The following is a 26,102-nucleotide window of genomic DNA, read 5'->3' on the forward strand; positions in this document are numbered from 1 at the left end:
CACCGGTCAGTGGCTGTCGCCCCGCTTGAGCACATGCACATCGACGCGCTTGCCGAACAGGACGGCCTCGCGGCTTCGCGTGAAGCCGAGCCGCGCGGCGACGCGTTCGGAGGCGGTGTTGCCGGGGTGGATCATCGCGGTGATCAGGTCGAGCCCGAGGCAGTCGAAGCCCCAGTCGACGACGGCCCGGGCGGCCTCGGTCGCGTAGCCCTGGCCCCAGGCCTCGGCTCGCAGGGTCCAGCCCGCTTCGGTCTCGTCGAACTGCCGCCAGTAGTGCAGGCCGCAGCGGCCGAGGAACTCCCCCGTCGTCTTGAGCTCGACGGCGCACAGCCCGTGGCCGCGGGTCGCCCACTGGGTCTCGATGCCGCTGAGCCGTTCCAGCGCCTGGCGGTGGGTGTACGCACCGACGAAGCGGTTCACCCGCTCGTCCTGATGCAGCGCGACAAAGGCGTCCACGTCGCCGGTGGTCAGCGGACGCAGGCGCAGGCGTTCGGTCTCGATGAGTGTCACGGCGGGAGCGTAGCCCCGGCCTGCGCCTGCGCCATAGGTTCGCGACATGGATAGCGATGTGATCGTGATACCGATTGGTAACCGGATGAGGTGAATGAAGTCGGATGACATGGATTCACACATGTGGGATGTAACCCTCTAGGGTTTGGCTCGACCTCCGCACCCACCCCGGTGAGCAACCGGCGAAAGGTCAGGCTGCCATGGCATTCGCGCTGCTTCGGCGCAAGCGTTCGAGGACCGACAGCGGGGGCTCCGGGCTGCTGCCACCGATCGCCCCGGGCGCGGGACTCCTGAGCTGCCAGGTCGTCGACTCCATCGGCCAGCCGATGGGCGGCGCCGAGATCACCGTGACCGACATCGGCAGCGGCCGGACCCGGGTGAAGGCGACCAGCGACCCGTACGGCGCCTTCCTGGCCACGCTGCCGCCCGGCAACTACACCGTGACGATCACCGCCGACAGCCTGCAGCCGTACCGCGGCACGGTGGAGATAGCCGAGGGACTCCAGTCCCCCATCGGCCAGGTGCAGTTGGCGCCCTCGCCGCAGCAGGAGCTGCCCGCGCCCGGCACCTGGATCTTCGACCCGCCGCACAGTTCGATCCGCTTCATCGCCAAGCACGTGGGCATGGCGAACGTGCACGGCCGCTTCGACAACTTCGAGGGGCGCCTCTACGTCGCGGACCGGATGGAGGACTCCAAGGTCGAGGTCCGCATCGCGGCCGCGAGCATCAACACCGGCAACAAGACCCGGGACCAGCACCTGCGCTCCCCGGACTTCCTCGAGGTCGACAGATACCCCTATCTCCACTTCGCCAGCGACCGCTTCGTGCACCGCGCCGGCTCGAAGTGGACCGTGCAGGGCCATCTGACCCTGCACGGCGTGAGCCGCTCGATCGGCCTCGAAACGAACTACCTCGGCCTGGCGACCGGCGGTTACGGCGAGGAGCTGCGCTGCGCCGCCATGGCCAGGACCGAACTCCACCGGGAGGACTACACGCTGAACTGGAGGAAGATGCTCGCCCGGGGCATCGCGGTCATCGGCCAGACGATCCAGCTGGAACTGGACATCCAGGCCATGTACTCCAGCCACGACACCCCGACCCCGCCGGAGTAACAGGCGCGGCCTCCGGACAGGCTTCGGGGTCAGCCACCGGCCGCCGGCTGGCTCCTGATGACGGAGAAGGCCGCACCGGACGGGTCGACGAGCGCCGCCATGCGGCCGACCCCCTCCATGTCCACTCCCGGCATCCGGACCGAGCCGCCGGTGGCCTCCGCCTTGGCGACGACCGCGTCGACATTGGTCACCTCGAAGTACGGCAGCCAGTGCGAGGTCGTGCCGGCCGCGAGCTGGTCCTCGCCGAGCTGCATGATGCCGCCGATCGAGGCCTCCTGCCCGCCGTTGGTGGTGGAGACGACGGTGTACGTGAGCCCGCCGGGGATGGGCATGTCCTGCGTGTCCCACGCGAAGAGCGCGCGGTAGAAGCTGCGGGCGGCGGCCGCGTCCGTGGTGTGCAGCTCGGTCCAGCACAGCGACCCCGGGTCGGTGACGACCTGCAGGCCCTTGGTGTCCCTGGGCTCCCAGACGGCGAACTCGGCGCCCGCCGGGTCGGTGTACTGGGCGAGCCGGCCGTCCGTGAAGACCTCCATCGGAGGCACCCGGACCGTGCCGCCGGCCTGCTCGACCGTCTTGGTGCTGAGATCGGCGTCCGGCGTCTGGAAGTACACCGTCCACGCCGGGTTCTGGCCCTCGGCCATCAGCGGGCCGACGGCCGCGACCGTCCTGCCGTTCAGCTGGAAGAACCCGTAGCCGCCCGCGTCGGGGCCGAGGTCGAGGTGCGTCCAGCCGAACAGGCCGGTGTAGAAGGCGACCGAGGACTTGAGGTCGGGCGAACCCAGGTCCAGCCAGTTGGGGGCGCCGGAGACGAAGTTGGTGGTGAGCATGAGTGCTCCTTTGACGGGGGCTTCCCTGGTCGCCAACAGTCTTGCACCGGGCACTGACAATCGCGGTATTTGCGGCCTCTTATATGGCCTTGCCCGGGTTGAGGATGCCGTTGGGATCGAAGGCCGCCTTCAGGCGCTGCTGCAGAGCGTGATTGTCGGGCCCGAGCTCGTCGGCCACCCACCGGCGCTTGAGCAGCCCGACCCCGTGCTCGCCCGTCAGCGTGCCGCCGAGGCGCAGCGCGGTGGCGAAGACCTCGCCGGCCGCCCGCCAGGCGACCTCCGGGATCCCCGGCAACGCGGGATCGACCACCAGGATCGGGTGCAGATTGCCGTCGGCGGCGTGCGCGAGGGTGAAGATCCGTACGTCGTTGCGTGCGGCGATGGCCGCGATCTCGCGCACCGCCTCGGCGAGCCGGGAGCGCGGCACGGCGATGTCCTCGATCAGCGGGCGGCCGACCCGCTCGATGGACGGCAGCGCCAGGCGGCGGGCGGCCAGCAGCGCGTCCGCCTCGGCCGGGTCCCCGGTGAGCCGCACGGAGACGGCCCGGGCCTTGCGCAGGACCCGTACCACCTCCTCGGCCTCCGCGAGGGCGCCGGCTCCGTCGCACTGGACCAGGAGCAGCGCCTCGCCGCTCCCCCGCAGGCCGGAGCCCTGGGCGTCGTCGATCGCGCCGAGGACCGGGCCGTCCAGCAGCTCGGCCATCGCGGGCACGACCCGGGCCGCGGTGATCGCGGTGGCCGCGTCCGCCGCCGCCTCGAAGGTGCCGAAGTACGCGGCGACGGTCACCGTCGCGACCGGTACGGGCCGCAGCCGCAGCGTGGCCGAGGTGATGACGCCCAGCGTGCCCTCGGAGCCGGTCAGCAGGGCGGTCAGGTCATAGCCGGTGACGCCCTTGACCGTACGGCGGCCGGTGCGGATGACCGTGCCGTCGGCGAGCACTGCCTCCAGGCCGAGGACGCTGTCCCGCGTCACCCCGTACTTGGCGCAGCGCAGGCCGCCCGCGTTGGTGGCGATGTTGCCGCCGACGGTGGAGATCGCGGCGCTGGCCGGATCGGGGGCGTAGCGCAGCCCGTGCGTGGCGGCGGCCCGGTCGAGGTCCGCGGTGATGACGCCCGGTTCGACCACCGCGAGCTGGTCGTCCGGCGCGATCTCGCAGATCCGGTTCATCCGGGTGAGGTCCAGGACCAGGCTGCCCTCATCGGCCGTCGCCCCGCCGGACAGCCCGGTCCCGGCGCCGCGCGGCACGACCGGCACGCGCAGGCCGTTCGCGTGGCGCAGCGCGATCCGTACGTCGTCGGTACGGGCGGCGTGGACGACGGCCAGCGGCTGCCCGTCCGGGCGGGTGCCGGAGCGGTCGGCGGCGTACGCGGCCGTGCCGCCGGGATCGGTGGTCAGCCGGTCGGGGGCGAGGTCACGGGCGAGCAGGCCGAGCAGGCGGGCTCCGGCGGTGGCCCGCTCCGTGGTGAGGGCGCTGGTCATCGGCTCAGCGCCGCCTTCCCCAGGGCCAGCAGCACGATGTCGTCCTGCGGTGCGTGGACCGGGGCGCACTGGATGTCGCGGTAGTGCCGCTCCAGGGGGTTGGCGCGGCTCAGGCCCGGGTTGCCGAGCAGCCGGACGGCCGTTTCCACGGCGGTGAGGGCGTGCCGGGCGGCCAGCACCTTGGTGCCCAGCGCCTGCTCGGGGGTGTAGGTGCCGTCCCCGGCGTCGACGCGTTCGGCGCCGGTGAGGACCAACTGCTCGGCGGCGGTGAGCAGCAGCTCGATCTCGCCGGCTGCGCGCCGGAAGCGTTCGGTGCCGGCGACGGGGTGGCCGAGGTTGCTGGGGACGCGTTCGTGCGCGAAGCGGTGGAAGTAGCTCTGGGCGGCGCGGGCGACGCCCAGGTAGAGGGCGTTCAGCGGCAGGTGGAGAGCGGCGAGGGCACGGTTGTCCTGTTCGGCGCCGGGGCCCTGGAGCGCCACGTCGACCAGGTTCTCGTCCGGCACCTCGACCTCGTGGAAGGTGATGTCGTGGCTGCCGCTGGCCCGCAGGCCCAGGTGGTCCCATCGGCTGCTGATCTCGATGCCGGGGGCCGAGCCCGGGACGGCGAAGGTCCCGACCCGGGGCTCGGGCTCGTCGGTGGTGGCCCAGACCAGGAACCAGTCCAGGCCCTCGGCTCCGGTGACGAAGCGCTTGCTGCCGCTGATGGACCAGCCGGTCCCCGTACGCCGGGCGGTGGTCGCGGGCAGCCCGCCCCGCGCCGGGGAGCCCAGCTCGGGCTCGACGCGGGCGTGGTTGAGCAGCACCGGGCCCTGCTCGGACTCCGCGAGGATCCGCTTGTACAGGCCCTCGGGCCAGTGCGGGCGCCGGGCCTGGAGGGCGTGCACGTTGATCGTCATGGCGCTGATCAGGGCGACCGACGGGTCCCCCTCCCCCAGCGCGTGCAGGATGCGGGCGGTGCCCGCGACCCCGAGGCCGGAGCCGCCGTACTGCTCGCCGACGGTCGCGGTGAGCAGCCCGGCCTCGTGGACGGCCCGGATGCCCGCCGAGGGGAAGGCCGCGGTGCGGTCGTACTCCTCGGCGGTCGCGGCCAGGCGCGCGGTGACGTCGTGCAGGAGGTTCAGGTTCTGCGTCATGAGGCGAGTGCCTTCTCCAGGTCGGTGTTCAGGTCGTCGGTCCAGAACGACGAGACCTTCAGCGGCCGGTTCAGCGCGCCCAGTTCCTCGAACACGTCGGCGACCTTCTGCTGCGACGCGATCGCGGCCTCGCCGGTGACCCCGGCCACGGTCGGGCGCTGCTTCTCCCCGTCCTGGATCTGCTGCAGCGCCTGGCTCACCGGCTGCTTGGTGGCGGTCGCGGTGACCTGCGCGAAGTCCTTCTCGTGGCCGTCGCGGATGTACGCGTACGCCTTGCTGACCCGGGCGATGAGGTCGGCCAGCGCCGCGCGCTCGGTCTTGTCGGCGATGGTGCTGTCCGACCCCTCCCACAGGAAGTTGCCGGACAGGATGTCCCTGCCCGAGCCGATGGTCGTGGCGCCCTGCTGGTGGGCGGCGATGATGGTCCCGCCGTACGAGGCGAAGGCGGCGATGGAGCCGCCGTTGAGGGCGGCCAGGCCGTCGTTGGGGAGAAGCGGTACGGCCTTGATGTCGGACCACTTCAGGCCGGCCTGCTTGAGGAGCTCGTAGAGGAAGTAGTGGGCGGTGGTGTTCTTGACGTAGCCGACCTTCTGGCCCTTGAGCTGGGCGATGGAGGTGATCTTCGAGCCCTTGGGGGCCACGACCTCCTGGAGCAGGGTGTTGCCCTTCTGTACGGCGACGACCTTGAAGTTGGCCTTGCCGTCGGAGGCCGCGAAGATCGGCGGGATCTCGCTGGAGGACGCCACGTCCAGCGCTCCGGCGCGTACGGCCTGGAGCTGGAGATCACCGCCCTGGAAGACGCTCCACTTCACCTTGTAGGGGGTGTCGTCGAGGTGCGCGAGCTTGAGGGCGGCCTGGAGCCGGGCCCAGCCGGTGTCGCCCACCTTGAGGGTGACCGAGGACAGGCCGCCAGAGCTGCTGCTCCTGGCGTCGGCGTCTCCGCCGCAGGCGGTGAGGAGGGAGAGGCCGAGGGCGGTGACGGCGAGGGTGGCCAGGGGGGCGACGGCGGATCTGCGGAACACGGTGATGGTTTCCTTCATGTCGGGTCGGGCGGACTACGCGGCCGTCTGGGCGCGGTGGGCGAGTTCCTGGCGGACCAGCGGGAGGACGAAGCGGGCGTAGTCGATGGCGTCGTTGAGCGGGTCCCAGCCCCGGATGGACAGCAGCTCGCAGCCGATGTCGACGTAGTCCAGCAGCGCCTTCGCCACGGTTTCGGGCGAGCCGACCAGCGCGGTGGTGGAGCCGGAGGCGTTGGTGGCGGTGGCCAGGGGGGTCCACAGGGCGCGGTCGTGCAGATCGCCACGGGCCGCTACGTCGAGGAGGCGCTGCGAGCCGACATTGGCCGGGCGGCCGGTGCCGAAGACCGGGTAGTGGGTGTTCTTGGCGCGCTCGGTGTGCCCGGCCTTCACCTGGCCGAGGATCCGGTGGGCCTTCTCCCAGGCCAGCTCGTCGGTCGGGGCGATGATCGGCCGGAACGACACCCAGATCCGTGGCCGGGGGCGGCCGGCCTCGTCGGCGTAGGCGTTGACGGAGGCGATCTGCTCGGCGGTCTCCTTGAGCGGCTCGCCCCACAGGCCGAAGATGTCGCCCTGCTGTCCGCCCACGCGGTACGCGTCCTGCGAGGAGCCGCCGACGGAGACCGGGATGGTGGTCTGATAGGGCGTCACCTGGGAGCTGAAGCCCTCGAAGCGGTAGTGCGCGCCCTCGTGGGAGACCGGGCCGTCGGCGGACCACACCTTGCGCAGGATCTGGATGTATTCGTCCGAGCGGGCGTAGCGCTCGGACTTGGAGAGGTAGTCGCCCTCGCGGCGCTGCTCCTCGTCGCTGCCGCCCGAGATGATGTGCACCGCGAGCCGGCCCTTGCTGATCCGGTCCAGGGTGGCGAAGGCACGGGCCGCGTGGGTCGGGAAGATCACGCCGGGGCGGTGGGCGAGCATCGGCTTGAGCCGCTCGGTGTGGTTGACCACGAACTGGGCGAGCTGGAGGGCGTCGGGCGAGGAGGAGTGGTAGGCGACCAGGGTGTAGTCGAAGCCGCCGTCGTCGAGGGCGCGGGCGAACTTGCGGGTGTGGTCGGGGTCGATGCCGAGGCCGAGGACGGGCTCCCCGTCGGAGGCTCGGTTGGGGTGGATGGCGCTGATGAATTCCACGGGCATGGGGGCTCCTTGACGGGATCGGGGGTGCCGGGCGCGGTGCCCTCAGGCGCCGGACTACTTGAACAGGCTCGTGTCGACCGAGTCGGCGACCTGCACGTTCGGGTCCAGGACCTTGATGCCGTGCATGGTGTCGGCGACCTCCTGGACGGCCTTGGTCACCGCCGGTGTGATCGGCACCAGTTGGCCGTAGCTCTGCTTGACGATCAGCTGCGCCACGGCCGCCTTGGCGCCGCTCGCCTTCTCGATGGCCTGCGCGTACGCCGCCTGGTGGGTGCCGCTCCAGGTCAGGGCCTTGTCCAGGCGGACCAGGAAGTCCTTGATCGCGGCCTTCCTGCCCGCGTCGGCCAGCGCCTTGTCCGACGCGCCGATGAACCCGTAGCCGCTGACGCGGCCGTCCGTGCCGTCGATGATCTGGCGGCCGCCCTGCTGGACGGCGACGGCCTTGTAGACACCGAAGGTGGCCCAGGCGTCGATCTTGCCGGCGGTGAAGGCGGCCTGGGCGTCGGTGGGAAGCAGATACTGCACGGTCACGTCGGAGTACTTCAGACCGGCCTGCTGCAGGGCGTTGGCCAGGAGGTATTCGGCGATGCTGCCCTTGGCCGAGGAGACGACGACCTTCTTGCCCTTCAGGTCGGCGACGGACTTCACGGCGGAGTTCTTCTGGACGACGATGCCGACGGCGGAGCCGTCGTTGTGCAGGGCGGCGACGCCCTTGACCGGCACGCCGCCGCTCTGTGCCTGGAGGGTGGGGAGGTCGGCGGCGTAGGAGGTGTCGGCGGCGCCGGCCTGGAGGGCCTGGAAGAGGGGGGCGGCACCCTCGAACTCGGCCCATTTCACCTTGTACGAGGTGCCCTTGAGCACCCCGGAGGCGTTGAGGAGGGTCTGCAGGCTCTTGGCCTGGTCGCCGATGGTGAGGGTGACCTTGCCGGACGTCGAGGCGTCCGCGCTGGCCGCGTCGCCGCCGCAGCCGGTGGCCGCGAAGGCCGTGGCGGCGAGGGCGAGGGCGGCGGCGAGGGCCCGGAGTCTGCGGGTCATGAGGGGGTTCCTTCCAGGTGCTGTGCTGTGACGTGCTGTGGTGTGACGTGCGGTGCTGTGACGTGCTCTGCTTCGACGGGGACGCCGAGCCAGCCGAGCAAGCGGCTGCGCAGGGCGACGAATTCGGGTGAGCCGAGGCCACGGGGGCGGGGGAGGGCGACGGTCAGCTCGTGGGCGATGCCGCCGGCGTCCATGACGAGGATCCGGTCGGCGAGCAGGAGTGCTTCCTCGACGTCGTGGGTGACGAGGAGGATCGAGCAGCCGTGCCGTTGCCACAACTCCCCGACCAGCCGCTGTGCCTTGCCCCGGGTGAGGGCGTCCAGGGCGCCGAACGGTTCGTCGAGGAGGAGCAGTTCGGGCTCGCGTACGAGGGCACGGGCCAGGGACACGCGCTGGGCCTCACCGCCGGAGAGGGTCTTGGGCCACACCCCGGCCCGCTCCTCGATGCCGACCTCGGCGAGATAGCGGGTGGCCAGCGCCTTGTCGGCCCTGCCGGGCAGGCCGAGGACGACATTGCGCCAGACCTTGAGCCAGGGCATCAGCCGGGGCGACTGGAAGGCGGCGGAGCGGCGGGCGGGGACCGTGACCTCGCCGGTGATCTCGTCGTCGAGGCCGGCCAGGATGCGGAGCAGGGTGCTCTTGCCGCAGCCGCTGTGGCCGAGCAGGGCGACGAACTCGCCCTTGGCGATGGTCAGATCGAGGTCGTCGATGACGGTGCGGCCGTCGAAGGCGCGGGTCAGGCCGTGGATCTCCACGCTGTCGGTCAGGGCGGTCACGTCGGATACGTCGGTCATCGCGGTCACGCCCCGTCGCCGTCGAAGGAGGCCCGCCAGGACAGCAGGCGCTTGGAGAGCAGGCGTACGACGAAGTCGCAGAGCAGCCCGAGGATCGCGTACACCGCGAGGCAGAGCACGATCACGTCGGTGCGGAAGTACTGCTCGGCGTTGCTCATCAGGTAGCCGATGCCGGCGTCCGCGTTGATCTGCTCGCCGAACACGAGGGCCAGCCAGGCGGTGGACAGCGCGTAGCGCAGGCCTACCAGGGCGCCGGGGAGGGCGGAGGGCAGGATGACGTAGCGGATCAGGCCGAGCCGGCCGAGGCCCAGCATCCGGGCGGCTTCGACGAGTTGGGAGTCGGCGGAGCGGATGCCGCCATAGATGTTGAAGTAGAGGGGGTAGGTGACGCCGAGCGCCACCAGGGCGATCTTCGGGGTCTCGTCGATGCCGAACCAGACGATGAACAGCGGGATCAGGCCGACCCAGGGGATGGCCCGGAACATGCCCATCGACGCGTCGATGACGTCCTCGCCCAGCCGGAAGAGCCCGGAGGTCAGCGACAGCACGAGCGCGATGGCCGCGCCGATGACGAAGCCGGTCGCGGCGCGGCGCCCGGAGGCGGCGATGGCGCGCGGCAGTTCGCCGCTGGAGGTCAGCTCGACGGCCTGGCGCACGACGTCGACGGGCGAGGCCAGGACGTTCTCAGGCAGTACCCCGGTGACGCTGCCGAGGTACCAGGCGGCCAGCAGGCCGACCGGGCCGATGGCCCGGCGCAGGGCGCGCGGCAGGCGGGGTATCCGGCGGGCCTGACGGGCCTGGCGGGCGGGGCGGATGGTGAGACGGCCGGCGGCCGGCAGGGCGGGCGGTTCCGGCGGGGCCGCGCCGGGGGCGGGGTGCTCCTTGACTGCTGGCATCAGGGGTCCTCTCGGTTCCTCTCGGGTCAGCCCGGGTGGGGGCCGGTCACGGCGGGGCGGGCGGGGTCGGCGGACCAGGCGGACCAGGAGCCGGGGAAGAGGGCGGCGTCGATGCCGGCGATGGCGAGGGCGGCGATCTGGTGGGCGGCGGTGACGCCGGAGCCGCAGTAGACGCCGACGGGGACGGCCGGTACAGCCGGGTCGGCGGCGTTGGCACCCAATGACGCGAAGCGGGCGCGGAGTTCGGCGGGCGCGAGGAAGGCTCCGGCGGAGGTGAGGTTGTCGCCGGTCGGGGCGCTGAGCGCGCCCGGGATGTGGCCGGCCCGGGGGTCGACGGGCTCGGTCTCGCCCCGGTAGCGCTCAGCGGCGCGGGCGTCGAGGAGGAGGCCTTTGCGGGCGAGCTCCGCGGCCTCGTCGGCGTCCAGGACGGGGAGCGCGCCGGGGGTGAGGGTGATGTCCCCGGGCTGTACGTCTTCGGGGTCGCCGGCCTCCAGGCGCAGGCCCGCGCCCTGCCAGGCGGCCAGCGCCCCGTCGAGGATCGTCACGTCCTCGACGCCCGCCCAGCGCAGCAGCCACCAGGCGCGGGCGGCGGCGGTGTTGCCGTTGTCGTCGTAGACCACGACTGCCCGCCCGGTGCTGATCCCCCAGCTGCGGGCGGCCGCCTGCAGCGCCTCGGGGTCGGGCAGCGGATGGCGGCCGCCCTCCGGGCTCGGCGGGGCGGCCAGTTCGGTGTCGAGGTCGGCGAAGACGGCGCCGGGGATGTGGCCGACGCGGTAGTACTCGCGTCCGTTGGGGTCACCGAGCTGCCACCGTACGTCGAGGACGACGGGCGGGGCGCCGGAGGCGAGGGCGCGGTCCAGGGCGCCCGGGGTGATGGTGACGGCGGTGGTCATGCGGCGGCCTCCGGCGTGGCGATGGCGGGCAGTTCGGGCGACAGCCGCAGCCGTTCGAGGAAGAGGACGACGGTGGCGGCGACCGTGCGGTGGTTCGCGTCGTTGAGCACGTCGTGCCGTCCGCCCTCGATGCCGACCAGCTGCACGCCGGGGAAGCCGCTGTACGCGCGCCGGGCGGCGGCGAGCGGGCTGACGGCGTCGTCGCTGCCGTGCAGGCCGAGGACGGGGACGGTGACGCGGTCCAGGTCGGCGGCCGGGAGCCCGTCGGGGAGCTGCCCGGCCAGCGCTCCGCGCAGGAACGCCTGGTCAGCGGTGAGGCGGCCCCGGTGGGTTGAACACGCGGTGCGCAGGTCGAGTTCGGCCTCCCAGCCGGCGCCGGTCAGGGCCGCGTCGGAGGTGGGCAGCCCGACCAGGATCAGCGCGTCGGCCCGATTTCCCTCATGCGCAGCCAGGGCTGCCGCGTAGCGGGCCCCGGTGTCCGAGCCGACCAGGATCTTCGGGCCGGGATCCGCCTCGTCGAGCAGCAGCTTCGCGGCCTGCCCGGGGACGGCCGGGTCGCGGGTGGCGTCGCCCAGGACGCGTACCCGGTAGGCGTCGAAGGCGAGGCGGCGGCCGAACCGCTCGTACACGCCGCCGTGTTCGCCGCGTCCGGGCAGCACGATCAGGGTGCCGCGAGGGGCCAGGCCCTCGGGCTCGTCCCAGGCGTGGACAGACTGGTCGTAGGTCATGGGTCCTCGATTCGGAAGGATGGGGTGCGGCGGGCAGCCCTGCCGACCACTGATCGCGATCAGAAGATCGAGGGATCAAAGGATCGAGGCGTCAAGGGGCGAGGGGGTGAAGCGGGCGGCCGCCGGCCGGAGGGCAGCACAAGGAGCCTGGGCCCGGGGCTCGGCGGAATCGCGGCGAGGGGCTGCAGGTCAGGTCAGAGACAACACATGGCGTTGACGAGGCCGAAGTCGACCTCACGCCGTTGCGTCAACAGCGCGCCGCCCGCGGCGGGGTACCGCCGGGCGTCGAGGGGGCGCGGCGCGGCGGCCGTCCCATGAGCTGTTCGCAACATGTGCCCAGCATGTCCGATGCACCCTGCACACGTCCAACAACGATTCGCCATCGGATCCGATCACGAATCCTTATCGATCGGGTGTTAGCCTTCGGCCATGGCACATGTGCTCGACATCGTGGCGCTCCGCAGCCTCATCGCGGTCGCGGACTGCGGTGGCTTCCACCGCGCCGCCGAGTCGCTGACGCTCAGCCAGTCCGCCGTCAGCCAGCACGTACGGCGGCTGGAGAAGACCCTCGGCCGCCCGGCCGTCGAGCGCGACGGCCGCCGCACCCGGTTCACCGCCGAGGGCGCGCTGCTGCTGGAGCAGGCCCGCCGCATCATCGCGGTCCACGACGAGGCGCTGCGCACCCTCCTCGGAGAGGAGGCCGACACGGTCGTCATCGGCTCCACCGAGCACGCCGCCGACCACATCCTGCCCCGGCTGACCGCCGCCGTCCGCGCCGTGCTGCCGGAATGCCGGGTGCGCTTCCGCATCGACCGTTCGGCACGGCTGGTCGAAGCCGTGGACCGGGGCACCGTCGATCTCGCGGTGTACGTCACCGAAGCCGCCGGCACCGAGGGCATCCCGGTCGGCGGCCTGCCGCTGGCCTGGTACGCCGCCCCCGGCTGGACCGCGCCCCCGGCCCCCGCGCCCCTGCCGCTGGTCGCCATCGAGGACCCCTGCGCCATCCGCCGCCGGGCCCTCGGCGTCCTGGCCGAGGGCGGCATCCCCGCCACCGTGGTCTGCGACGCCGGCTACCTGGCCGGTGTCCTCGACGGCGCCCGCGCCGGTCTCGGCACGGCCCTGCTCGCCACCGTCGGCGGCCAGGGCCCGGACGGACTCGCCGTGCGCCCCGATCTGCCCTCCGTACCGGCGATCCGGATGAGCGCGCACGCCCGCCGGGGCGCCGACGCCGCGATGGTGGCGGCGGCCGTCGCGGCCGTACGGGAGCTGTTCGCGGAGTCGGCGACCGTGCGGGCGGCCTGAGCCGCGCCCTCGGACACGACGGGACCGGCGCCAGGTGTGGTCACCTGGCACCGGTCCCGTCGGCTGTACCGATCGGGCTGCCGGGTCAGCTGCCGCTCAGGTCGTAGACCGTCGTGCTGCCCACGGTGGTCTTCGTGTAGTTCGCTGCTACCCACGCCGCGATCTTGGCGGCGTTGCTGGTGCCGCTGCTGGAGCTGCCCGAGGCGATGAAGTAGTGGATCTTCCCTTCGGCCACGTACTTCTTGAACGCCGCCAGCGTCGGTGTCGGGTCCGTGCCGTTGAAGCCGCCGATCGCCATCACCGGTTCACCGCTGGCCAGTTGGTAGCTCGCGGCAGTGGTGGAGCCGACCGTGGCGGCGGCCCAGGTGTACGAGTCGGCGTCGGCCTTGAGCAGGGCCGTCATCTTGGAGCTGACGGTGACGCCGTTGAGCAGAGCGCCGATGTTGGCGCCGCCGCCCATGCCGCCGCCACCGCCGCCTGTCGGGGCCGTACCGGTTGTGCCGGTGTTGCCGCCAGTACCGGTGTTGCCCTGCGGAGGCGTACCCGTACGCGCCTGGCCGCCCTGGCCGGTCGGGGCGTTGCCGCCGCCCGTGCCGCCGCCGGGCCTGCCTCCGCCGCCGCCCATGCCCATGCCGCCGGTGCCGGGGCCGGCGGTCGGCAGGGCGCCGGTGTGGGCGGTGCTGACCGTCGTCAGGGTGTAGGCGAAGGGCCCGGCCAGCGAGGCCACGATGCCCAGCGAGGCGGCGGCCAGCGCGAGGCGGCGGTTGAGGCGGCCCGCCAGCACGATGCCGGCGGCGGCGATCAGCCCGGCGGGCAGGACGACCCAGCGCAGCCAGGTGTAGGAGTCCGCCGAGGCGCGGCCCAGCAGGACGTAGGACCAGACGGCGGTCACCGCGACCGTGCCGCCGAGCACCGAGGAGGCGGCCAGACCGCGCCGGTGCTCCCAGAGCAGCCCGGCGCCCATGCCGGCGAGCGCCGCGATGTAGGGGGCGAGGGCGATCGTGTAGTACGCGTGGAAGATGCCGCTCATGAAGTCGAAGACCGCGAGCGTGCACAGCAGCGACGCGCCCCACACCAGCAGTGCCGAGCGCCGCTCGTCGGCGCGGCCGCCCTTGCGGGTCACCCACAGCCCGCCCGCCAGCAGGATCACCGCGGCCGGGAGCAGCCAGGAGATCTGGCCGCCCATCTCGGTGGTGAACATCCGGAAGACGCCGGTCGCGCTGCTGTTGCCGGTGGCGCCCAGGCTGCCGGTCTCGTTGCCGGTGAGCCGCCCGAAGCCGTTGTAGCCGAAGGTCAGGGACAGGAAGCTGTTGTCCTGCGAGCCGCCGATGTAGGGCCGCGAGGACGCCGGCCACAGCTCGACGATCGCGACCCACCAGCCGCCTGACACCACGATCGCGCCCAGGGCGGCGGCGAGCTGCCAGAGCCGCCTGCGCAGGCGGGTCGGCGCGCACACGCCGTAGACCAGGGCGAGTCCGGGGAGGATCAGGAAGGCCTGGAAGGTCTTGGTGAGGAAGCCGAAGCCGATCGCGACGCCCGCCAGCAGCAGCCACTTGGTGCGGGCCTGCTCGGTGGCGCGCTGCGTGCAGTACACGGCGCACACCATGAGCAGCGTCAGCAGTGCCTCGGGGTTGTTGTAGCGGAACATCAGCGCCGCCACCGGGGTCACCGCGAGCGCCGCGCCCGCGATCAGCCCGGCTGCCGCGCCGAAGCGGCGGCGTACGGCGGCGAACAGCACGTAGACCGCCGCGACGCCCATCAGTGCCTCGGGGACCAGCATGGCCCAGGAGCTGAGGCCGAAGATCCGGACCGACAGCTCCATGGGCCACAGGGACGCCGGGGGCTTGTCGACGGTGATGAAGTTGGAGGCGTCGGAGGAGCCGAAGAAGAAGGCCTTCCAGCTCTCACTGCCCGCCTGTACGGCCGCCGAGTAGAAGCTGTTGGCCCAGCCCGAGGCGCTGAGGCTCCACAGGTACAGCCCAAGGGTGCCGAGGAGCAGTCCCAGCACGGCGGGCCGCACCCAGCGAGGGTTGGCGGGCGGCCCTGCGGGGGCCTGCGCAGCCTCGTTCTCGCTGCGTGATGGGAGCGTCAGAGTAGTCATGGACCTGAGAATGCCGGGGCGCTCTGAGGTGACTCTTTGATGTGTCTTTCGGGATTCTGTGCAGTGGGTGAGAAGGTTCTGAGACGCGCCGCGCCCTCAGGGACCGTCCCCTTCGCCGTCGCCTTCCTCGCCGGCTTCGAGGAGATTGGCCGCCGCACCGATGATCTTCGGATCGGGCTGTCCCACGATCTCGTCGTCCCGGTCGGTGTACGGGAAGCGCGCGAGCACGCTGCGCATCGCCTCGACCCGGGCGCGCTTCTTGTCGTTGCTCTTGACCACGGTCCAGGGCGCGTGCTCGGTGTCCGTGGCGCGGAACATGGCGACCTTGGCGGCCGTGTAGTCGTCCCACTTGTCGAGCGAGGCCAGGTCCATGGGGCTGAGCTTCCACTGCCGCACCGGGTCGACCTGACGGATGGTGAAGCGGGTGCGCTGCTCGCCCTGGGAGACCGAGAACCAGAACTTGATGAGCTGGATTCCGTCGTCGACCAGCATCTTCTCGAAGGCGGGCGCCTGCTGGGTGAACTGCCGGTACTCCTGGTCGGAGCAGAAGCCCATGACCCGCTCGACCCCGGCCCGGTTGTACCAGGAGCGGTCGAACAGCACGAGTTCGCCGGCGGTCGGCAGGTGGTGGACGTAGCGCTGGAAGTACCACTGGCCGCGCTCGCGTTCGGTCGGTTTCTCCAGTGCCACGACCCGGGCGCCGCGCGGGTTGAGGTGCTCGGTGAAGCGCTTGATGGTGCCGCCCTTGCCGGCGGCGTCCCGGCCCTCGAAGACGATCACCAGGCGCTGGCCGGTCTCCTTGATCCAGGACTGCAGCTTCAGCAGCTCGATCTGCTGCAGCCGCTTGTGCCGGTCGTACTCCGGCCGGCTCATCCGCTCCGGGTACGGGTAGTTCTCACGCCAGGTGTCGACCGGGCTGCCGTCGGAGTGGACGAGGATCGGGTCGTCGATGTCGGTGTGATCGACCCGCATGCCCTGCCGCAGCAGGTCGGGGGATGTGACATGGGTGGTCACGGCGTCTCCTGACTTCACTGGCGGGCTCAGTTGTGGAACTGCGGGATGATCAGATACAGCCCGTACAGCACGGCGGCGGCGCAGACGAGGAAGCACGCTCCCGCGCCGGCCAGCGCGGCCGTACCGCCGCCCGTGTCCGTGCTGTCCTCGCGCCGGGAGAGCGCGAGCACGCCGAGTGTGAAGATCACGACGACCGCGACGGTCGCGCCGATGCTGACGACGGTGACCTGACCGAGAGCGCTCCAGTCCAGGCTCATGGTGTACGTCCTCCTCAGACGCTCAGACGCCGACTGCGGCCGGCTGCGGCCGCATCGCGACCTCGTGGTGGTCGTTGACGTTCCCAGCGTGCACCGGGTTGCGGCGCGAGGCGAGATAGATGGCCGTCGCCGCCGCGAGCGCCGCCACGGCGATCAGGACGGTGCCGAACGTGCCGCCGTGCACGACCACTCCCGCCGACACCGCACCCACAGCCGCCGCCGAGGGCAGCGTCACCAGCCACGCGACCGCCATCCGCCCGGCGGTGCCCCAGCGCACCTCGGCGAGCCGCCGGCCGAGCCCGGCGCCCAGGATGCCGCCGGAGCAGACCTGCGTGGTGGACAGGGCGAAGCCCAGGTGGGCGGAGGTGAGGATGACCGCGGTGGAGGCGGTCTCGGCGGCGAAACCCTGCGGGGACTGGATCTCGGTGATGCCCTTGCCCATGGTGCGGATGATCCGCCAGCCGCCGATGTACGTGCCCAGGCCGATGGCGAGTCCCGCCGACGCGATCACCCACAGCGGCGGTCCGGCGTCCGCGCCGAGGGCGCCCGCAGAGATCAGCGTCAGGGTGATCACGCCCATGGTCTTCTGCGCGTCATTGGTGCCATGTGCGAGCGACACGAGGGACGCGGAGGCGATCTGGCCGAGCCGGAAGCCCCGGCTGACGGACTCGGAGCGGGCGCGCGCGCTGAGCCGGTACGCGAGGTACGTCGCCAGCAGTGCGGCGAGCCCGGCCACGACCGGCGAGGCCACCGCCGGGATGAGGATCTTCTCCACCACCTTGTCGAAGTGCACGCCGTGCTCCCCCGCCCCGACCCACACGGCGCCGATCAGGCCGCCGAACAGGGCGTGCGAGGAGCTGGACGGCAGGCCGAGCAGCCAGGTGAGCAGATTCCACAGGATGGCGCCGACCAGTCCGGCGAAGATCATGCCGGGGGTGACGAGGGTGTCGTCGACGATGCCGCCGGAGATGGTCTTGGCTACTTCGGTGGACAGGAACGCGCCCACGATGTTGAGCACGCCCGCGATGAGGACGGCCGCCTTGGGGCGCAGTGCGCCGGTGGCGATGGAGGTGGCCATCGCGTTGGCGGTGTCATGGAAACCGTTGGTGAAGTCGAAGGCCAGAGCGGTGACGATCACTACGGCGACCAGGAAAGTGATGTGCTCCATGCGCAAGAGGGAAACAGCCACGAGCGTACGGCGGGCGACACCCGTGTGAAGGCCAGGCGTAAATCAGTTCATGTGTAAATCAAATCGGCTGTTCAGTCATTCAGTTGTTTTCAGCGGGGCTGCGGCAGCGTCGGCAGCCTCGTGTCGTACAGCCACATCGTGAACAGCCCGCCCAGCGGGTGCGCGCTGTGCCGCTGCGCCATGGCGGTGAAGTCCTCGGTGGTGACGGTGGAGTGGCGGTGGGTCGCGGTCCACTCGCGCAGCAGCGAGACGAAGGCGGCGTGCCCGATCACCGTGCGCAGCGCATGCAGGGTGAGCGCGCCGCGCTGGTAGACCCGGTCGTCGAAGATCTTGCGCGCGCCGGGGTCGGCGATGCGGATGTCCTGGCGCATCAGGGAGAGCCGGGTGCGGGACTTGGCGGCGTGGGCGGCGGTGGTGGGGCCGCCGGAGACCTCCGACCAGAGCCACTCGGCGTACTTGGCGAAGCCTTCGTTGAGCCAGATGTGCTGCCAGTCGGCGATGGTGACGCTGTTGCCGAACCACTGGTGGGACAGCTCGTGGGCGATCAGCCGCTCGTGGCCGCGCCGCCCGTCGACATGGTTCGCGCCGAAGATGGACAGCCCCTGCGCCTCCACGGGGACGTCCAGTTCCTCGTCGACCACTACGGCCGCGTAGTCGTCGAACGGGTAGGGGCCGAAGAAGTCCTGGAAGACCGTCATCATCTGCGGCTGCCGGGCGAAGTCGTGCCTGGCCTCCGCGAGAAGGCGCTGCGGCACGGCGGCGGGCTGCGGCACCGGGCCGACGGCGATGTCGATCAGCTCGTACATGCCTATCTGCACGGTCGCCAGGTAGCTGGCCATCGGCGCGGGCTGCTCGTACACCCAGGTCGTGGCGGAGGCGCTGATCGTACGGGCGATGAGCGTGCCGTTGGCCACCACGGTGTACGGGGACGGGGCGGTCACCGTGATCCGGTACGCCGCCTTGTCGCCGGGGCGGTCGTTGCAGGGGAACCAGGAGGGCGCGCCGGTCGGCTGGGAGGCCACCAGGGCGCCGTCCTCCAACTGCTCCCAGCCCAGGTCGCCCCAGTCGCGGGTGCGCACCGGCTTGGGCACGCCGGTGTAGCGCACCTCGACGGTGAAGGACGCCCCGGCGGGCAGCGGCCGGGCCGGGCGGATCCGGAGCTTGTCGGCGCGGTGCGTGTAGCGGGCCGGGCGGGCGCCGTCGACCAGCACCCGGTCGACGCGGAACGGGCCCAGGTCGAGGGCGAATTCGGACAGCGCGTGCTCGGCGACGGCGGTGATCCGGGCCCGGGCGGAGAGCCGTCCGCTGTGCGGGCGGTAGTCCAGCTCGAGGTCGTACTCGGCGGTCCGGTAGCCGCCGTTGCCGTGCTGGGGGAAGTACGGGTCGCCCGAGGTGGCAGCCCCCGGCGTCGCGGCCACCGCCGCGACGCCGCCCCGCTTGCCGCCGTTCTTCAAGTGCTCGCACCTCGCGTTGTCACGCCGGACCGGACCGGCACCCTGGCTTTTCGTGAGGGAACGGGGGGTCGCTCCCCGGGAGACATCAGCACGCTTGTGCGTCCTGCTTCCATGCCTCGATCGGGTTGCCCAGCCAGCGGGTGGCCTCGGGCACGTTCTCGCCGCGCATCACCAGCGACGCGGGGCCGACCGTGGCCCGCGCTCCGATGACGGCGCCGGGGAGGGCGATGCCGTGCGGGCCCAGGGTGGCGCCGTCGCCGACGACCACCTCGTCCATGCGCATGATGCGGTCGTGGAAGAGGTGGGTCTGCACGACACAGCCCCGGTTGACGCTCGCGCCGTCGCCGACGCGTACGAGATCGGCCTCCGGCAGCCAGTATGTCTCGCACCAGGCGCCGCGTCCGATCCGGGCTCCCAGCGCGCGCAGCCACAGGTTCATCAGCGGGGTGCCGCCGACGGCCCCGATGAGCCACGGCACGGCGAGCACCTCGACGAAGGTGTCGGCGAGCTCGTTGCGCCACACGAAGGAGCACCACAGCGGGTGTTCGACGGCCCGGAAGCGGCCCACCAGCAGCCACTTCGCCGTAATGGCCACTGCGCATGCGGCGATTCCGCCCGCGAGCAGGATCAGCCCGCTGGTAAGCACGGCGGCCGGCAGGCCGGCCCGGTCCGCGACGGTCCCGAAGGCGGCCAGTGCGAGCACGGCCAGCGCCACGCCGCACATGACCGGCACGATCCGGCACAGCTCGACCGCCGCCCGCGCCCACATCAGGCGACGGGGCGGCTCGAAGGTGCGGCTCTGGTCGCCCTGCTCGGCGGCCCGGGGCAGCTTCATGGGCGGCATGCCGACCCAGGAGCTGCCCGCCTTGGCGCCCTTGGGTGTCGAGGACAGCACACCGACCAGGCCGCGCTTGGGCACCCGGCGTCCGGCGGCGGTCATCCCGGAGTTGCCGAGGAAGGCCCGCTTGCCGACCCTGGCCTCTGCGATGCGCAGCCAGCCGCCGCCGAGCTCGTAGGACGCGACCATGGTGTCGTCGGCGAGAAAGGCCTCGTCGCCGACGGTGGTCATCGTCGGCAGCGCCAGCACCGTGGAGGCCTCGACCCGGCGGCCGACCTTCATACCGAGCGCCCGCAGCCACACGGGCGTGAACAGGCTCGCGTAGAGCGGGAAGAGGTGCACGCGGGCCATGTCCATCAGCCGTTCCGTCGCCCAGGCCTGCCAGGCGACCCGGCCGTGGACGGGGTGGTAGCCCTCGCGCAGGCCGATACCCAGCATGCGCACGCCGCCCAGGATCAGCAGGGCGTACGCGAGCATGCTGACGACGGTGGCGAGCGGCACGGCGGTCAGGGCGGTGGCGAGCGTCGGCTCGCGGTCGAGGAACGCCTTGATGACCAGCAGGCCGGGCAGCGCGCCGAGCGCGGGCAGCAGGCCGAGCAGCAGCGAGGTGAACCCATAGGCGGCGGTCCAGCGGCGCAGAAGCGCGGGGCGGGCGTCGGGCCAGCGGTGCGCGGCCTTGCCGTCACGGGCGGCGGGGACGCCGGACCAGCGCTGCCCTGCGGGCACCGCGCCGGTCACGCCCGATCCGGGGGCGACTTCGGCGCGCTTGCCGACGCGGGCGCCGGGGAAGAGCGTGCTGCGCGCGCCGACCGTGGCTCCGGCACCGATCCGGATGGTGCCCAGGTGCAGCAGGTCGCCGTCGAGCCAGTGCCCGGACAGGTCGACCTCGGGCTCGACCGCGCAGCCCCTGCCGAGCCGGAGCATGCCGGTGACCGGCGGCAGCGAGTGCAGGTCCGCGCCCTCGCCGACCCGCGCGCCCAGTGCCCGGGCATAGTACGTCAGCCACGCCCCGGCCAGGCTGGTGGCGCCGCTCAGCTCCGCCAGGCGTTCGGCGGTCCACACCCGCAGGTGCACGCTGCCGCCCCGGGGGTACGTGCCCGGGCGCAGCCCGCGCAGCAGCAGCCGGGCGCCCCCGGCGGCGATGACGATCCGCCCGGCGGGGCTCACGACGAGCAGCCAGCCGAGCGCCACCCACCACCAGGACACGGCGGGCGCCCACGGCAGGTGGAGCACATTGCTGACGGCGACGGCCGCCACGCCCCAGCGCAGTCCGGCCACCGTCAGCAGCGGCAGCGTCAGCAGCACCTGGGCGACGCCCGCGCGGCGCGGCGTGGGACGCACCTTGCGCAGGCTGGCCTCGCCGCCCGTCGTCGCGGCGTCGAGCACCCGGGCGAGGGCCCCGAGGGTCGGATTCTGGTAGATGTCGCTGACCGACCCGGCGGCGAACCGCTCCCGGATCCGCGAGACGAGCTGGGCGGCGGCCAGGCTGCCGCCGCCGCTCATGAAGAAGTCCGCCCCCGGGGTGGTGGCCGGGGCGCCGAGGATCTCGCCCCACTGCCCGGCGAGCCACTCCTCGGTGGGCGTCAGCTCGGCGACGGCCTCCGGGCCCTCCTCCAGGGCGGGCAGCGGCCAGGGCAGCGCGGCCCGGTCCACCTTGCCGGAGGTACGGGTGGGCAGGGTGTCCACGAGGGCCAGCAGCGGCACGAGGGCGGCCGGAAGCTCCTTGCGCAGGCGGGCCACGGCGTCGGCGGGGTCGTAGGAGCCGTCGGAGGCCGGGGCGACATAGCCGACCAGCAGCTGGTGGCCTGCGGCCGTCGTGCGCACCGCGGCAGCCGCGCCCGCGACGCCGGGCAGGGCCTGCAGCGCGGCGTCGATCTCGCCGAGCTCGATGCGGCGGCCGCCGAGCTTGATCTGCTCGTCGGCGCGGCCGACGAAGAGCAGGCCCTCCTCCTCGGCGCGGACCAGGTCGCCGCTGCGGTAGGCGCGGGCCCAGCCGAGGGCGGGCAGCGGGGCGTACTTCTCGGCGTCCTTGGCTGCGTCCAGGTAGCGGGCGAGGCCGACGCCGCCGATGACCAGCTCGCCGGTCTCTCCCATGGGCACGACCTTGCCCCGGGTGTCCACGACGGCCAGCTCCCAGCCGTCGAGCGGCAGCCCGATGCGTACCGGGCCCTCGCCGGTCAGCGGGGCGGCGCAGGCGACGACGGTGGCCTCGGTGGGGCCGTAGGTGTTCCAGACCTCGCGGCCGTCGACGGCCATGCGCTCGGCGAGCTCGGGCGGGCAGGCCTCACCGCCGAAGATCAGCAGGCGCACGTCGTCCAGTGCCTCGGCGGGCCACAGGGCGGCCAGGGTGGGGACGGTCGAAACGACGGTGATGCCCTGCTCGATGAGCCAGGGGCCCAGGTCGAGGCCGGTGCGCACCAGGGAGCGCGGGGCGGGCACCAGGCAGGCGCCGTGCCGCCAGGCGAGCCACATCTCCTCGCAGGAGGCGTCGAAGGCCACGGACAGGCCCGCCAGGACCCGGTCGCCGGGGCCCAGGGGCGCGTCCGTGAGGAAGAGCCCGGCCTCGGCGTCCACGAAGGCGGCGGCGCTGCGGTGGGTGACGGCGACGCCTTTGGGCTTGCCGGTGGAGCCGGAGGTGAAGATGATCCAGGCGTCGTCGTCGGGGCCGGGGCGGCCCGTGGCGCCGCTGGGCAGGGCGAACGGCGTGATCTCACGGCCGGCGCCGATCACGGCGCTCACCGCGGCCTCGGAGAAGACCAGCTCGGCGCGCTCGTCGGGGTCTTCGGCGTCCACCGGGACGTAGGCGGCGCCTGCGGCCAGGACGGCGAGGATCGACACGTACAGGTCGGCGGTGCCGGACGGCACGCGCACGCCGACCCGGTCGCCGGTGCCGATGCCCTCGGCCGTCATGCGCAGGCGCAGCGACTCCACGTCGGCCAGCAGGGCACGGTAGGTGAGCGGCGTGACGCCGTCGTCGACGGCGAGTGCGTCCGGATGGCGGTCGGCGGTGGCGTCGAGGATGTCGAGGAGGGTGCGCTCGGGGGCGGCTCCGGCGGCGCTGAAAACGGCCGGGACGGGGGCCAGGAGCGGATCGGGGAGCGCCGGGGTCTCGGTGGCCACACTCATGCGGTGGGCCGCCTTCCGCCGGGTGTCAGGGCCCTGATCCGGTGCTCGGCGGCGACGTAGGTACGCATCTCTCACTCTCCGTAGGTCGTGTGGAGTGCGCTGCGAATCCCCGTTCCGCGCACGGCGAACAGGGAGTTTACCCACCGTTAACCGTAATCGCCTGTTGAACGCCGTGCACCCCGCCCGGCCGCCGGCCCGCGCCGGACGCCTTGACCTGGCCGCGTCATCGCTGGTCGGAATGGGTGCGGGGCCCCGCCACCGTGAGGTCGCGGGGCCCCGCCCGGGTGCCCGTTCTGTGGTCAATGCCACTCGGGTGCGCTATTTCTGACCGGTGAATTCCTCGTAGGCGGCCACAACTTCCTCGGCCGGACCGTCCATGCGCAGGGTCCCCGATTCGAGCCAGATGGCCCGGTCGCAGGTGTCGAGGATGGACTTGTTGCTGTGGCTGACGAGGAAGACCGTGCCGGCCTCCTGGCGCAGCTCGCGGATCCGCTTCTCGGAGCGCCTGCGGAACTTGCCGTCGCCGGTGGCAAGCGCCTCGTCGACCATCAGGACCTCGTGGTTCTTGGCGGAGGCGATGGCGAAGCGCAGCCGGGCGCCCATCCCGGAGGAATAGGTGCGCATCGGCATCGAGATGAAGTCGCCCTTCTCGTTGATGCCGGAGAAGTCCACGATGCTCTGGTAGCGCTCGCGGATCTCCTCCTGGGTCATGCCCATCGCGAGCCCGCCGAGGATGACGTTCCGCTCCCCCGTCAGATCGCTCATCAGCGCGGCGTTCACACCCAGCAGCGAGGGCTGGCCCTCCGTGTACACCCTGCCGCTCTCGGCCGGCAGCAGGCCCGCGATGGCCCGCAGCAGGGTCGACTTGCCCGAGCCGTTGGACCCGATCAGGCCGATGGCCTCGCCCTTGTGCGCCACGAAGCTGACGCCGCGTACGGCGTGCACCTTGCGCACGTTCGGGTTGCCCTTGCGGGTGACGATCCGGGTGAGGGCGGAGACTGCGCTGCCCTTGGGGGCGCCGGCGCCGCGCACCGTGTAGACGATGTGCACGTTGTCCACGATGACGGTCGGGACCTTGCCGTTCTGCGCCTTCGGTGTCTCAGCCACGTCCGTACTCCTCCTCGGCCTTCCAGAAGTAGACGAAGCCGCCGACGCCCGCGAAGAGCGCCCACAGCCCGGCCAGCAGCCAGACGTGCGGGGGCAGTTGGGCGGCCGTGAAGCTGTCGATGAGGGCGAAGCGCATCAGGTCGATGTAGATGGCGATCGGGTTGATCTCCAGGAGGAACTTGACGATGTGCGGGGCGTCGTGGAGCTTCGCGCTGAGGTTGTACATGACGCCCGAGGTGTACATCCACGTGCGCAGGAGGAACGGCATCAGCTGCGACAGGTCAGTGATCTTGCTGCCCAGGCGGGCCATCGCCATCGCCAGGCCGGCATTGAAGACGCTCTGCAGGATCAGCGCGGGGATGACCAGCAGCCAGGACGTGGAGGGCACCTCGCCCGACATGACGACGATGACCAGCAGCACGCCCATGGACATCAGCAGCTGCTGGAGCTGCTGGAGGGTGATGGAGATCGGCAGCGAGGCCCGGGGGAAGTGCAGCGCGCGGACCAGGCCGAGGTTGCCGGAGATCGCCTTGGTGCCGGCGAGCACCGAGGACTGGGTGAAGGTGAAGATGAAGACGCCGGTCACCAGGAAGGGGATGTAGTTGTCCACACCCCGGCTGGTACCGAGCAGCAGGCCGAAGATGAGGTAGTAGACCGCCGCGTTGAGCAGCGGGGTCATGACCTGCCACAGCTGGCCGAGTCTGGCCTGGGTGTACTGGGCGCTCACCTTGGCCCGTGAATAGGCGGTGATGAAGTGCCGCCGCGCCCACAGTTGCCGTACGTAGACCCGCAGACCCGGTCGTGCGCCGCTGACGGCGAGGCCGTACCGGGCCGCCAGTTCCTGTGCGCTCGGCCCCGGATCGGGGACGAGCCCCGCAGGGGACTCATCGAGGTCAAGGCTCACGTGGGGTGCCTTTCGTGCGAGGCAGGAAATCCAGGGGGGAGAGTTCGAAACAGCTCGATGGAACGGTGCCGTATCGTCGCGGGACCGACGCTAGACCACTCAGTCGATGGAACGCAACCGTTCCGTCCCCACGCCGGATCACGCTACCCTCAAGACATGGCAACGGAGACCCCAACCCCACGTCGCACCCCGGCGGGCGCCGCCGTGCTGCGCGACGACGTGACCGAGGCCATCCGCGCCGCCGTCTTCGCGGAGCTCGCCGCCGTCGGCTACGGCCGCATGTCGATCGAGGGCATCGCCCGCCGCGCCGGCGTCGGCAAGGCCGCCGTCTACCGCCGCTGGAGCTCCAAGCTGCCGCTCGTCCTCGATGTCGTGTCCGCCGTCGCGACCCTCGGCCTGCCCACCCCCGACACCGGCAGCCTGCTGGGCGACGTGCGCATGCTGCTCGGGGTCTGCGCCCGCGCCCTCAAACACCCGGTGGCCGCGCAGATCATCGCCGACCTGCTCGCGGAGGCCTCCCGCAGCCCCGACATCGCGCAGACCCTCCAGGACGCCCTGCGCAGCACGCAGCGCGGTATCACCGACATCGTCGTGCGCAGGGCCGTCGACCGAGGCGAGCTCCCCGTCGGCACCGATCTCGACCTCGCCCTCGACCTCATCACCGGTCCGCTCTACTGGCGGGTGGCCGTCATGCGCACCCCGCTGCCCAAGGGCTATCTGGACCGGCTCGCGACCGGCACGGTGGCCGCCCTGGGGGCGTCGTAGGGCGGACACCGGTCGGCCGACCAGCGGTCCGATGATCGTCTTGCCGGTTTTTCGCCGCTAGCATGTGCGTTTCCTGCGGAACGACAAAGGAACGGCGCAACGGTGGACTGGTACCTGGCAGCACTGAAGAAGTACGCGGTATTCAGCGGCCGCGCCCGCCGCAAGGAGTTCTGGCTGTTCCTCGTGATCGCCTGGATCACCCTGGGGTTCGTCGGACTCCTGGAGGGCTTCGTGTGGAGCTACTCGGTCCTGACCAGCATCTACGCGCTCGCGCTGCTCGTGCCCTTCTTCGCCGTGACCACCCGCAGGCTCCACGACAACGGCCGCTCCGGGGTGTTCGTACTGCTGTACCTGGTCCCCTTCATCGGGTCGCTCGTTCTGATCATCCTCCTGGTCCGTGAAGGGGATCCGGGCGCCAACCGCTACGGCGAGGACCCCAAGCTCACCCCCTGAGACGGACCGCGCAGGCCCTACACCTACCGGG

Annotated in this window: 23 protein-coding genes; 4 read left to right on the forward strand and 19 right to left on the reverse strand. The window is 72.0% G+C overall.

The features are described 5' to 3' along the window. Positions 1 to 6 precede the first annotated feature (6 nt). Positions 7 to 510, reverse strand: coding sequence for a GNAT family N-acetyltransferase (locus tag OG607_RS06725; protein ID WP_405719982.1), 504 nt, complete (start codon positions 508 to 510; stop codon positions 7 to 9). Between the two features lie 200 nt (positions 511 to 710). On the opposite strand from OG607_RS06725, the gene OG607_RS06730 reads away from it, so the two are divergent. Then, positions 711 to 1,622, forward strand: coding sequence for a YceI family protein (locus OG607_RS06730; protein ID WP_405719984.1), 912 nt, complete (start codon positions 711 to 713; stop codon positions 1,620 to 1,622). Positions 1,623 to 1,651: 29 nt separating this feature from the next. On the opposite strand, the gene OG607_RS06735 is transcribed toward OG607_RS06730, so the two are convergent. The 10 genes from OG607_RS06735 to OG607_RS06780 all read right to left on the reverse strand — a co-directional run bounded on the left by OG607_RS06735 (position 1,652) and on the right by OG607_RS06780 (position 11,561). After that, positions 1,652 to 2,449, reverse strand: a complete 798-nt coding sequence (locus OG607_RS06735) for a VOC family protein (protein WP_405719986.1) — start codon at positions 2,447 to 2,449, stop codon at positions 1,652 to 1,654. Positions 2,450 to 2,528: 79 nt separating this feature from the next. After that, entirely contained in the window at positions 2,529 to 3,929 is a 1,401-nt protein-coding gene (locus OG607_RS06740; protein ID WP_405719988.1) for an FAD-binding oxidoreductase, read from the reverse strand. Next, positions 3,926 to 5,062: an acyl-CoA dehydrogenase family protein gene (locus OG607_RS06745; protein ID WP_405719990.1), complete on the reverse strand. Its 1,137-nt coding sequence runs from the start codon at positions 5,060 to 5,062 to the stop codon at positions 3,926 to 3,928. The genes OG607_RS06740 and OG607_RS06745 overlap by 4 nt, the downstream gene beginning before the upstream one ends. Then, the gene (locus OG607_RS06750; protein WP_405719992.1) at positions 5,059 to 6,084 is read right to left on the reverse strand and encodes an ABC transporter substrate-binding protein; all 1,026 of its coding nucleotides are present in this window, start codon (positions 6,082 to 6,084) and stop codon (positions 5,059 to 5,061) included. The genes OG607_RS06745 and OG607_RS06750 overlap by 4 nt, the downstream gene beginning before the upstream one ends. 33 nt (positions 6,085 to 6,117) lie before the next feature. Further along, positions 6,118 to 7,215, reverse strand: a complete 1,098-nt coding sequence (locus tag OG607_RS06755; protein WP_405719994.1) for an LLM class flavin-dependent oxidoreductase — start codon at positions 7,213 to 7,215, stop codon at positions 6,118 to 6,120. 54 nt (positions 7,216 to 7,269) lie between these two features. Further along, entirely contained in the window at positions 7,270 to 8,250 is a 981-nt protein-coding gene (locus OG607_RS06760) for an ABC transporter substrate-binding protein (protein ID WP_405719996.1), read from the reverse strand. Beyond that, positions 8,247 to 9,044 carry an ABC transporter ATP-binding protein gene (locus OG607_RS06765; protein ID WP_405719998.1) on the reverse strand — a complete coding sequence of 266 codons (798 nt, stop codon included), beginning with the start codon at positions 9,042 to 9,044 and terminating at the stop codon, positions 8,247 to 8,249. Before OG607_RS06765 ends, OG607_RS06760 begins: the two co-directional genes overlap by 4 nt. Positions 9,045 to 9,049: 5 nt before the next feature. Continuing rightward, positions 9,050 to 9,940: an ABC transporter permease gene (locus tag OG607_RS06770; RefSeq protein WP_405720000.1), complete on the reverse strand. Its 891-nt coding sequence runs from the start codon at positions 9,938 to 9,940 to the stop codon at positions 9,050 to 9,052. Between the two features lie 26 nt (positions 9,941 to 9,966). Beyond that, positions 9,967 to 10,833 (reverse strand): sulfurtransferase, encoded by an 867-nt coding sequence (locus tag OG607_RS06775; protein WP_405720002.1) that lies wholly within the window; start codon positions 10,831 to 10,833, stop codon positions 9,967 to 9,969. Beyond that, the gene (locus tag OG607_RS06780) at positions 10,830 to 11,561 is read right to left on the reverse strand and encodes an alpha/beta hydrolase (RefSeq protein ID WP_405720004.1); all 732 of its coding nucleotides are present in this window, start codon (positions 11,559 to 11,561) and stop codon (positions 10,830 to 10,832) included. The genes OG607_RS06775 and OG607_RS06780 overlap by 4 nt, the downstream gene beginning before the upstream one ends. 429 nt (positions 11,562 to 11,990) lie before the next feature. On the opposite strand from OG607_RS06780, the gene OG607_RS06785 reads away from it, so the two are divergent. Further along, a complete protein-coding gene (locus tag OG607_RS06785) occupies positions 11,991 to 12,863 on the forward strand; it encodes a LysR family transcriptional regulator (protein ID WP_405720006.1) in 873 nt (290 codons plus the stop codon). A gap of 85 nt (positions 12,864 to 12,948) precedes the next feature. On the opposite strand, the gene OG607_RS06790 is transcribed toward OG607_RS06785, so the two are convergent. The 8 genes from OG607_RS06790 to OG607_RS06825 form a co-directional block, all read right to left on the reverse strand. Continuing rightward, positions 12,949 to 14,964, reverse strand: a complete 2,016-nt coding sequence (locus OG607_RS06790; protein ID WP_405720008.1) for an ArnT family glycosyltransferase — start codon at positions 14,962 to 14,964, stop codon at positions 12,949 to 12,951. A 96-nt stretch (positions 14,965 to 15,060) separates the two neighbouring features. Next, positions 15,061 to 15,936: a polyphosphate kinase 2 gene (gene ppk2 / locus OG607_RS06795; RefSeq protein ID WP_405736591.1), complete on the reverse strand. Its 876-nt coding sequence runs from the start codon at positions 15,934 to 15,936 to the stop codon at positions 15,061 to 15,063. A 68-nt stretch (positions 15,937 to 16,004) separates the two neighbouring features. After that, positions 16,005 to 16,235, reverse strand: coding sequence for a hypothetical protein (locus OG607_RS06800; RefSeq protein ID WP_405720010.1), 231 nt, complete (start codon positions 16,233 to 16,235; stop codon positions 16,005 to 16,007). A 22-nt stretch (positions 16,236 to 16,257) separates the two neighbouring features. Further along, complete coding sequence (locus OG607_RS06805) at positions 16,258 to 17,403, reverse strand: anion permease (RefSeq protein WP_405720012.1); 1,146 nt, start codon at positions 17,401 to 17,403, stop codon at positions 16,258 to 16,260. A 110-nt stretch (positions 17,404 to 17,513) separates the two neighbouring features. Beyond that, complete coding sequence (locus OG607_RS06810) at positions 17,514 to 18,878, reverse strand: M1 family metallopeptidase (protein WP_405720014.1); 1,365 nt, start codon at positions 18,876 to 18,878, stop codon at positions 17,514 to 17,516. 85 nt (positions 18,879 to 18,963) lie between these two features. Continuing rightward, entirely contained in the window at positions 18,964 to 22,842 is a 3,879-nt protein-coding gene (locus tag OG607_RS06815) for a Pls/PosA family non-ribosomal peptide synthetase (RefSeq protein WP_405720016.1), read from the reverse strand. Between the two features lie 318 nt (positions 22,843 to 23,160). Next, a complete protein-coding gene (locus OG607_RS06820) occupies positions 23,161 to 23,949 on the reverse strand; it encodes an ABC transporter ATP-binding protein (protein WP_405720018.1) in 789 nt (262 codons plus the stop codon). Continuing rightward, positions 23,942 to 24,853: an ABC transporter permease gene (locus OG607_RS06825; protein ID WP_405720020.1), complete on the reverse strand. Its 912-nt coding sequence runs from the start codon at positions 24,851 to 24,853 to the stop codon at positions 23,942 to 23,944. The genes OG607_RS06820 and OG607_RS06825 overlap by 8 nt, the downstream gene beginning before the upstream one ends. Before the next feature lie 156 nt (positions 24,854 to 25,009). Between OG607_RS06825 and OG607_RS06830 the strand changes: the two genes are divergently transcribed. Both OG607_RS06830 and OG607_RS06835 read left to right on the forward strand, forming a co-directional pair. Beyond that, a complete protein-coding gene (locus OG607_RS06830; protein WP_405720022.1) occupies positions 25,010 to 25,618 on the forward strand; it encodes a TetR/AcrR family transcriptional regulator in 609 nt (202 codons plus the stop codon). Between the two features lie 102 nt (positions 25,619 to 25,720). After that, a complete protein-coding gene (locus OG607_RS06835; RefSeq protein ID WP_405720025.1) occupies positions 25,721 to 26,071 on the forward strand; it encodes a DUF805 domain-containing protein in 351 nt (116 codons plus the stop codon). Positions 26,072 to 26,102 lie beyond the last annotated feature (31 nt).

This window comes from Streptomyces sp. NBC_01537 (assembly GCF_045040445.1).
GTDB lineage: Bacteria > Actinomycetota > Actinomycetes > Streptomycetales > Streptomycetaceae > Actinacidiphila.

Coding starts and splice junctions, on each gene's coding strand:
- OG607_RS06730 (WP_405719984.1), top strand. CDS start 711: ATGGCATTCGCGCTGCTTCGGCGCAAGCGTTCGAGGACCGACAGCGGG.
- OG607_RS06735 (WP_405719986.1), bottom strand. CDS start 2,449: ATGCTCACCACCAACTTCGTCTCCGGCGCCCCCAACTGGCTGGACCTG.
- OG607_RS06740 (WP_405719988.1), bottom strand. CDS start 3,929: ATGACCAGCGCCCTCACCACGGAGCGGGCCACCGCCGGAGCCCGCCTG.
- OG607_RS06745 (WP_405719990.1), bottom strand. CDS start 5,062: ATGACGCAGAACCTGAACCTCCTGCACGACGTCACCGCGCGCCTGGCC.
- OG607_RS06755 (WP_405719994.1), bottom strand. CDS start 7,215: ATGCCCGTGGAATTCATCAGCGCCATCCACCCCAACCGAGCCTCCGAC.
- OG607_RS06760 (WP_405719996.1), bottom strand. CDS start 8,250: ATGACCCGCAGACTCCGGGCCCTCGCCGCCGCCCTCGCCCTCGCCGCC.
- OG607_RS06765 (WP_405719998.1), bottom strand. CDS start 9,044: ATGACCGACGTATCCGACGTGACCGCCCTGACCGACAGCGTGGAGATC.
- OG607_RS06770 (WP_405720000.1), bottom strand. CDS start 9,940: ATGCCAGCAGTCAAGGAGCACCCCGCCCCCGGCGCGGCCCCGCCGGAA.
- OG607_RS06775 (WP_405720002.1), bottom strand. CDS start 10,833: ATGACCACCGCCGTCACCATCACCCCGGGCGCCCTGGACCGCGCCCTC.
- OG607_RS06780 (WP_405720004.1), bottom strand. CDS start 11,561: ATGACCTACGACCAGTCTGTCCACGCCTGGGACGAGCCCGAGGGCCTG.
- OG607_RS06785 (WP_405720006.1), top strand. CDS start 11,991: ATGGCACATGTGCTCGACATCGTGGCGCTCCGCAGCCTCATCGCGGTC.
- OG607_RS06790 (WP_405720008.1), bottom strand. CDS start 14,964: ATGACTACTCTGACGCTCCCATCACGCAGCGAGAACGAGGCTGCGCAG.
- ppk2 (WP_405736591.1), bottom strand. CDS start 15,936: ATGCGGGTCGATCACACCGACATCGACGACCCGATCCTCGTCCACTCC.
- OG607_RS06800 (WP_405720010.1), bottom strand. CDS start 16,235: ATGAGCCTGGACTGGAGCGCTCTCGGTCAGGTCACCGTCGTCAGCATC.
- OG607_RS06805 (WP_405720012.1), bottom strand. CDS start 17,403: ATGGAGCACATCACTTTCCTGGTCGCCGTAGTGATCGTCACCGCTCTG.
- OG607_RS06815 (WP_405720016.1), bottom strand. CDS start 22,842: ATGAGTGTGGCCACCGAGACCCCGGCGCTCCCCGATCCGCTCCTGGCC.
- OG607_RS06830 (WP_405720022.1), top strand. CDS start 25,010: ATGGCAACGGAGACCCCAACCCCACGTCGCACCCCGGCGGGCGCCGCC.